At 71.8% G+C, this 7,190-nt stretch carries 7 protein-coding genes and 1 pseudogene; all 8 read left to right on the forward strand.

What is annotated here, in order from left to right; all coding sequences use genetic code 11:
- On the forward strand, nucleotides 1-540 hold a 540-nt coding region (locus ACJOT3_RS30175; RefSeq protein ID WP_406976532.1), incomplete at its 5' end, for a cell division protein FtsQ/DivIB.
- Between the two features lie 493 nt (nucleotides 541-1,033).
- Entirely contained in the window at nucleotides 1,034-2,500 is a 1,467-nt protein-coding gene (ftsZ, locus tag ACJOT3_RS30180) for a cell division protein FtsZ (protein ID WP_406976533.1), read from the forward strand.
- Nucleotides 2,501-2,651: 151 nt separating this feature from the next.
- Complete coding sequence (gene pgeF / locus ACJOT3_RS30185) at nucleotides 2,652-3,377, forward strand: peptidoglycan editing factor PgeF (protein WP_406976534.1); 726 nt, start codon at nucleotides 2,652-2,654, stop codon at nucleotides 3,375-3,377.
- Nucleotides 3,378-3,491: 114 nt separating this feature from the next.
- Nucleotides 3,492-4,217: a YggS family pyridoxal phosphate-dependent enzyme gene (locus ACJOT3_RS30190; RefSeq protein WP_406976535.1), complete on the forward strand. Its 726-nt coding sequence runs from the start codon at nucleotides 3,492-3,494 to the stop codon at nucleotides 4,215-4,217.
- Between the two features lie 135 nt (nucleotides 4,218-4,352).
- A complete protein-coding gene (locus ACJOT3_RS30195; protein ID WP_406976536.1) occupies nucleotides 4,353-4,883 on the forward strand; it encodes a cell division protein SepF in 531 nt (176 codons plus the stop codon).
- A gap of 36 nt (nucleotides 4,884-4,919) precedes the next feature.
- Nucleotides 4,920-5,219 (forward strand): YggT family protein, encoded by a 300-nt coding sequence (locus ACJOT3_RS30200; RefSeq protein ID WP_406976537.1) that lies wholly within the window; start codon nucleotides 4,920-4,922, stop codon nucleotides 5,217-5,219.
- 131 nt (nucleotides 5,220-5,350) lie between these two features.
- Entirely contained in the window at nucleotides 5,351-6,205 is an 855-nt protein-coding gene (locus ACJOT3_RS30205) for a DivIVA domain-containing protein (protein ID WP_406976538.1), read from the forward strand.
- A 64-nt stretch (nucleotides 6,206-6,269) separates the two neighbouring features.
- Nucleotides 6,270-7,190, forward strand: a pseudogene (locus ACJOT3_RS30210) (AAA family ATPase); the annotation flags it as partial.

A 7,190-nucleotide genomic window follows, 5' to 3' on the forward strand; every position in this document is an offset into this window, starting at 1 on the left:
GAGGTCGTCTCCGCCGTCGACGTCCCCACCGGGACCCCCCTCATCCGGGTGGACCTGGAGGAGGGCGCCGACCGGGTCGGCGGCCTCGCCCTCGTGGAGTCGGCCACGGTCAGCCGCGGCTGGCCCGCCACCCTGCGGGTCGAGGTCGTCGAACGACAGCCCCTGCTCGCGGTGCGGGTGGGGGAGGAGTACCGGCTCGTCGACCGCGACGGCGTCCGCATCGAGGACTCACCGACCCGGCCCGGCACCCACCCGCTGGTCCGGGTCACCGGCGAGGTCGAGGGCAACGACGCGGTCCGGGCGGCCGCCGCCATCGTCGAGGCGGCCCCCGACTCGATGCTGGCCCGCATCCGGCTCATCGACGCCACCGACACCGACGCCATCCGGATCGAGATCACCGAGGGCGCCGTCATCGAGTGGGGCACCGCCGAGGCCACCGGTGACAAGAGCGAGATCCTGCGCGTGCTGATGCGCGAGCACCCTCCCGGGGACGGCACCGTGTACGACCTCTCCACCCCCGACCTGGCCATCGTTCGGTGAAGCGGCGGTCAGCCCGCCGGAAAGGACGGCAAAGCCGGACGAAGCCGGACCGGACGTCGCCTCCGGCGGGCCCGCGGGCCCCCGGGGAGGGGTCACGGACACGGCGCGGGGACATTCCAGACGCGACGCGCCGAGTCAGCACATCGCTTCCTCGTGTTATACGACGTTAGGCTGAAGCCGTCATCGGTTGCCGGTGGTGGGCGGTCGGCTTACTGTCGAGAGTCACGATCACCGTCAACGAAGTACAGAACACGCTTTTCGGGGTACGCGGGTACCGTATTTTCTCCCGCCGGACCGACAGGGGCGCCCAGCCGCCCCGGCCCGGCACCCCACGGTTCGCGCGGCCCCGGGTCCCCCGCCCCGGCGTCCCAGGACGCCTTGTCGGAGAACCCGAAACGCACACTGTAGAACCGGAGCCGAACCCACCGGCCCGGCGGCCACCGCCGCCGGACACGGGCGGGAACGGCGTATGCGAGCGGAAAGGCCCCTCGTCGTGGCAGCACCGCAGAACTACCTCGCGGTCATCAAAGTCGTCGGTATCGGCGGCGGCGGTGTCAACGCCGTCAACCGAATGATCGAAGAGGGGCTCAAGGGCGTCGAGTTCATCGCGATCAATACCGATGCCCAGGCGCTGCTGATGAGTGACGCCGACGTCAAGCTGGACGTCGGCCGTGAACTCACCCGCGGCCTGGGAGCCGGCGCCAACCCCGACGTCGGCCGCAAGGCCGCCGAAGACCACCGGGAGGAGATCGAGGAGGTCCTCAAGGGGGCCGACATGGTCTTCGTCACCGCCGGGGAGGGCGGTGGCACCGGCACCGGCGGCGCGCCCGTCGTCGCCAACATCGCCCGGTCCCTGGGGGCGCTCACCATCGGTGTGGTCACCCGCCCCTTCGGGTTCGAGGGCAAGCGGCGCGCCACCCAGGCCGAGTCGGGGATAGCGATGCTCCGCGAGGAGGTCGACACACTCATCGTGATCCCCAACGACCGGCTGCTCTCCATCTCCGACCGGCAGGTCAGCGTCCTGGACGCCTTCAAGGCGGCCGACCAGGTGCTGCTCTCCGGTGTCCAGGGCATCACCGACCTGATCACCACGCCCGGCCTCATCAACCTGGACTTCGCCGACGTCAAGTCGGTCATGTCCGGCGCCGGGTCCGCGCTCATGGGCATCGGCTCCGCGCGCGGCGACGACCGGGCGGTGGCCGCCGCGGAGATGGCCATCTCGTCCCCGCTGCTGGAGGCCAGCATCGACGGCGCCCACGGCGTCCTGCTGTCCATCCAGGGCGGCTCCGACCTGGGCCTGTTCGAGATCAACGAGGCGGCCCAGCTCGTCTCCAACTCGGCGGCGCCCGACGCTAACATCATCTTCGGCGCGGTCATCGACGACGCTCTGGGCGACGAGGTCCGGGTGACCGTCATCGCCGCGGGCTTCGACGAACCCGAGGTCACCGGTCCCACGCTGCGCAGGCGCGAGCCGGCGGACCCTCCTAAGGCCGTCGCCCCCACGGCGGGCGCCGCGACCGGCGGACAGGGGTCGTCCGCGGCCTCCTCCGCCGCCGCGGACGGGGCGTCGGCCGAGAAACTGCCGTGGCTCGGCGGCCGCCACAGCGCCGAGCCGGCCCGTACGCAGCAGACCCAGACCCCGCCGCCGGTCCACTGGGACCCGACCCCGGCCACCCCGGTGACCCCGGAGGCCCCGGCCGAGCCCGAGCCGGTCGCCGTGACCGAGCCCGAGCCGCAGCCCGAGCCGGAACCGCAGGCCCCGGCCTACGACCGGTTCGCCGAGGCCGCCCCGGCCGAGCCCGAGCCGGCCCCGGTCCGGGAGGAGCCCGCCGAGGAGCCCCGCCCGGTCCACGTGGTCTCGGAGTCGGTCGCCGAACGGCGCGCCGACGTCCCCACGCCCCGGCGCCGGGTCGTCTTCGAGGAGCCGGACGACCTGGACATCCCCGACTTCCTGAAGTAGCGCGGATTCCCGAGGCAGCGCGGATCGACACCCCGGTACCATCGACGTGTCAGCGGCCCCGACCCGGGTGGGCGGGGCCGTCGCCGCTCGTGGGGTCGGCCGCGCACCGCGCCGTCCCGGCCGGGCCGAGGGAAGGACAGCGGTCACAGGGATGGGCACCATCGTCGACCTCGGGCACGGGGTCCGTGCCGCCGTCACCGAACGCCACGGCGGGACCAGCTCCCCGCCCTATGACTCGCTCAACATGGGCCTGGGGTCGGGGGACGACCGGGAGGCGGTCCTGGCCAACCGGCGCATCGCCGCCCGCGACCTCGGGTTCGACGCCGACCGCGTCGTCTGGATGAACCAGGTGCACAGCGCCGACGTCCTGGTCGCCGACGCCCCCGGCGGGGTCGGGACCTGCGACGGCGTCGTCACCACCACCCCCGGGCTGGTCCTGGGCTCCCTGGCCGCCGACTGCCTGCCGGTCCTGGCGGCCGACGGCGAACGCGGCGTTCTGGGCGCCGCCCACTCGGGCCGCCTCGGCACCGCCAACGGCGTCGCCGCCAACCTCATCGCCTCGATGGCCGAGCGCGGCGCCCGCCCCGGCGGCACCACCGTCTTCCTGGGTCCCGCCATCTGCGGCAAGTGCTACGAGGTCCCGGCCGAGCTCCAGGCCGAGACCGCCCGCGACACCCCCGAGGCCGCCTCCACCACCCGGCAGGGCACCCCCGGGGTGGACATGGTCGCCGCCGTCACCGCCCAGCTGCGCCGCGCCGGGGTCACCGACATCCGCGCCGACGGCCGCTGCACCCTGGAGACCCCCGAGCTGTTCTCGCACCGGGGCGGCGCCCCCACCGGGCGGTTCGCGTCGTTCATCTGGCGCGAACAGGACTGAACCGGTCCGGACCGCGGGCCGGATGGACCGCGGTCCGCGGGAATCGGGACCGCACGGACCGTGGTCCGCACGGATGACGAGCATCGCACCACCCACCGACGGATGAAGGAAGACGTGTCACACGACCCGGCCCGCGTCGAGCGGATCAAGGAGAACGTCGCGGCGGCCCGCGCCCGGATCGAGGAGGCCTGCCGCAAGGCCGACCGCGACCCCGCCGAGGTGTCCCTGATCGCGGTCACCAAGACCCGCCCCGCCGAGGACGTGCGCATCCTCGCCTCCCTCGGCCTCACCGACGTGGGGGAGAACCGCGACCAGGAGGCCGCGCCCAAGGCCGCCGCCACCGCCGACCTCGACCTCACCTGGCACTTCATCGGTCAATTGCAGACGAATAAGGCGAAATCGGTCGCCTCCTACGCCGACGTCGTCCACTCGGTGGACCGCGCCAAGCTGGCCCGCGCCCTGGGCGACCGGGCTGCGGCCGCCGAACGCCGCCTCACCTGCCTGGTCCAGGTCAACCTCGACGACGACTCCCGGGCGGGCGTGCTGGGCCCGCGCGGCGGGGTCGACCCCGCCGACGCGATGGAGCTGGCGGCCCGGATCGACGGGCACGAGGCGCTCGAACTCGGCGGTGTGATGGCCGTGGCACCCCGAGAGGGCGACCCTTATACGGCTTTCGGTCGTCTTTATGAGGTCGCGTGTCTCATTCGTGATCGTTATCCTCGGGCGACGATGGTCTCCGCGGGTATGAGCGGGGACCTGGAGGCAGCGATCGAACGTGGCGCGACACACCTTCGGCTCGGTGCGGCGTTGCTCGGCGATCGCGGACCGATCGTGGGGTAATGTCCCCACATAGACCTTGGAACCCGTCTGTGGAGTTCGCCCGAAAGGGCGTCACACCCCGTTGTACTAGGGAAGACGGGACTGTACGGAGGAGTCGGCTGCGGTGCAGGCCGCGGGGACGACGGAGGACATGAGATGGCCGGCGCGATGCGCAAGATGGCGGTCTACCTCGGCCTCGTGGAGGACGACCGTTACGATCACCGCTATGCGGACGAATATGATGAGTTCGACGATTTCGACGAGGGCGTGGAGGAGCACCGCGAACGCGGCGCCGACTCCCCGCGCGGCGAGGGAACACGGGGCGAGGACGTGAGCGACACCGGCGACCACTCGGGAACGGGTGAGCGGCGCGGCGGCGGCACGACCACGACCGCGTCCACCGCCGACCTCGCTCGGATCACCACGCTCCACCCGCGCACGTACAACGAGGCGCGTACGATCGGAGAACACTTCCGGGAGGGTACGCCGGTGATCATGAACCTGACCGAGATGGTCGACAGCGACGCCAAGCGTCTGGTCGACTTCGCGGCTGGTCTGATCTTCGGTCTGCATGGCAGTATCGAACGCGTGACCAACAAGGTGTTCCTGCTGTCCCCGGCCAACGTCGAGGTGACCGCCGAAGACAAGGCGCGGATCGCCGAGCGAGGGTTCTTCAATCAGAGCTAGACCATCAGATTTGTCCAGAGATTGGGTCGTTAGACCGTGAGTATCGTCCTGGCCGTCCTGGCCACCGCGCTGCGGGTGTACGTTTTCGTGCTGCTCGCGCGCGTGGTACTGGAGATGGTGCAGTCCTTCTCCAGAGACTGGCGCCCCTCGGGGTTCCTGCTCGTGATCGCCGAGATCGTGTACACGCTCACCGACCCACCGCTGCGTTTCCTGCGCAGGTTCATCAAGCCCGTCCGGCTCGGCAGCATCGCGCTCGACCTGAGCGTCCTGGTGCTGTTCCTGGGCCTGTCGATCGCTGCGAGCCTGCTTCAGGGCATGGCGGTCTCGGTCGCTTAGCCAACGGGACGGGGGCGAAAAAAGTCGCCCCCGATTCCGTTATGTGGTCTTGGTCATGATCCGGATTGCCGTAAGGTCACGATCAGGTAGCGTCCCTACGGATGGACTCCAAGCGCGCCAAGGAGACGAAGATGCCGCTGACACCCGCTGATGTGCGGAACAAGCAGTTCAGCACGACCCGGCTCCGGCCGGGGTACGACGAAGAAGAGGTGGATGCCTTTCTCGACGAGGTCGAGTCCGAGCTCGACCGGCTGATCCAGGAGAACGAGGAACTGCGCGGCAAGCTCGCCGAGTGCCTGCGCGGCAAGGTGCCCAACGCCGGGATGCAGGACTTCCAGCAGCCCCAGGAGCAGCCCGAGCCGCCCCGCCCCGAGCCCGTGCAGCCGCCGCAGGCCATCGTCGAGCCCCAGCCCCCGGCGCCCGCCCCCATGCACATGGGCATGGGCGGCGAGGAGAACATGGACACGGCCGCCCGCGTCCTGGCCCTGGCCCAGCAGACCGCCGACCAGGCCATCTCCGACGCGCGCCGTGAGGCCGACGAGACCCTGGGCCGCGCCCGCCACGAGTCCGAGGACATCCTCGGCAAGGCCCGCCGCCAGGCGGAGCAGATCATCGGCGAGGCCCGCGTCCGCTCGGAGAACCTCGACCGGGACGCCCAGGAGCGCCACCGCCAGGTCATGGGCAGCCTCGTCCAGCAGCGCGAGGAGCTGGAGCACAAGGTCAACGTGCTCAAGGACTTCGAGCGCGAGTACCGCAGCCGCCTGAAGGACTACTTCGAGCGCCAGCTGCGCGAGCTGGAGGAGGGCGCGGGCATCGAGCAGCCGAACCCGAACACCACGGGCGGCTTCCAGACGATGGCCCCGCCGACCGGCCCCGGCCCGGCCCTACAGCACGGCCCCGGCCCCGGCGGCAACCCCTTCGGCCAGCCCGAGCCCGTCCAGCACGGTGGTTTCCACCCGGGCGAGGCCCCGCACGAGCGCCGCTGACCCCGGTCGGCGGTAGGCTCCACAACTGAAGACTCCGGCAACGTGTAAAGGTCCTGGTCGACCCGTGATCCTCAGCGTCCTCGCATCCGTCGCGGTGCTGGCGGCCATCGCCGTCATCGTGGCAGCCCTGGTGTTCGCCGAGACCACCCTGGTGTTCATCGCCCTGGGACTGGCCGGCGTGAGTGTGCTGCTCCTGGTGGGCGCGCTCATCCAGGGGAGGACCCGAGCGGATCGAACGGACGGTTTGGGGAAGTCGTCCGTTCCCGCGGCCGCCTACACGACGCCGGAGCACTCCGGGCGCGTACCCGCACCGGCTCCCGAGCCGGTGCGGGAGCCCCGCGCCTGGGACGATGACTCCGGCCCCGGGGAGCCGGAGTACGACCTGCCGCGCTGGCAGACACCCACGGCCACCGAGTGGCCGGAACCGGCCACGGTGGCGCCTGCCCCCGCCCCGGCCGAACCCTCCTGGTCCCCCCACGCCGCCGAGAGCGCACCCGCGGCCGCCGAGGCCCCCGAGCCCGCGGCCGACGACGACAGCCCCCGGCCCACCTGGTCTCCCGAGCCCGCCGAGGCCGAACTCTCCTGGTTCGCCCACCGCGAGGCCGAAGAGCCCGCCGAACATGAGGCCGCCGCCGAGCCGGGCGAGCCCGCCGCCCAGAACGACGACGATGCGGCCGAGCTCTCCTGGTTCAACCGCTCCGCGGCTGAGCGGGCCGACGAGGACGAGGACACCGATTCCACGGCCGACGCCGAGGTCCGTGATGCGGGTGAGGCCACAGCGGCCGATGAGACCGACGAGGCCGGGCTCTCCTGGTTCGACCGCCGCGAGACGGCCGCCGACACCCCTGCCGCCGACGAGGACGACGAGATCATCTGGCTTTCCGAGCCGGAGGAGCCCGCCGCCGATGCGGACCGGGACGGCGAGGGCGGCGATGCCCCTGAGGCCACCGTCGCCTTCGATGCCCCTGATGCGGATGAGGACGAC

Origin of the sequence: Nocardiopsis protaetiae, assembly GCF_045446735.1 — a bacterium.
GTDB lineage: Bacteria > Actinomycetota > Actinomycetes > Streptosporangiales > Streptosporangiaceae > Nocardiopsis > Nocardiopsis protaetiae.

Excerpts from the sequence above, each read along its gene's own strand:
- pgeF (WP_406976534.1), top strand. The coding sequence starts at position 2,652 with ATGGGCACCATCGTCGACCTCGGGCACGGGGTCCGTGCCGCCGTCACC.
- ACJOT3_RS30195 (WP_406976536.1), top strand. The coding sequence starts at position 4,353 with ATGGCCGGCGCGATGCGCAAGATGGCGGTCTACCTCGGCCTCGTGGAG.
- ACJOT3_RS30205 (WP_406976538.1), top strand. The coding sequence starts at position 5,351 with ATGCCGCTGACACCCGCTGATGTGCGGAACAAGCAGTTCAGCACGACC.